Source organism: Desulfovibrio sp. An276 (genome assembly GCF_002159665.1).
Taxonomy (GTDB): domain Bacteria; phylum Desulfobacterota; class Desulfovibrionia; order Desulfovibrionales; family Desulfovibrionaceae; genus Desulfovibrio; species Desulfovibrio faecigallinarum.
In genome coordinates, this window is record NZ_NFJC01000099.1 from 1 (window position 1) to 536 (window position 536).

Annotated in this window: 1 protein-coding gene; it reads right to left on the minus strand. The window is 44.2% G+C overall.

Annotation, left to right across the window (positions count from 1 at the left end; all coding sequences use genetic code 11):
* On the minus strand, window positions 1-536 hold a 536-nt coding region (locus B5F76_RS14380; protein ID WP_144268526.1), incomplete at both ends, for a transposase.

The following is a 536-nucleotide window of genomic DNA, read 5'->3' on the forward strand; positions in this document are numbered from 1 at the left end:
CTGTGAAACTAGCTGCTTACAGCCTTTTACCATCATAAGAAAACTGAAATTCATCGCATCCATGTACTCAATGTTTTTTCGGCTGAAGTAACCGCGGTCGAGAATAAATCCAATATTTCGGTATCTATAGCTGTGTACCTTGTCAATAAGATACTGCAGCTGGCTCACATCGTTTATTGAACCTGGATATTCCTCATAAAACAAAGGAACACGATTGTTTTTGTCGAAAACCAGAGAGATGTTGATGATGGGAACTCCCTTGTCATCCTTGGCATGGCCAAATTCAGCTAACTCCAGTTCACCTGCCTGGATGTTTTTGTTTGAGGAATCGTAAGAGATGTAGACACGCTGCCGATGGTCTTGGCCCTCATTCCAGCCATCGAGGAAAGTCAATATCTGATCGTCTGTGATTTCGGACAGTAGGCGCGATACAGTAGAATCGCTGACTACGCGCATGCCCTTGGTGAATAAAGGGTGATTCCTGGCGTAGTCTGGATAATACTGGCCGGCATTGTTTTCGCTGACAATCATATAGC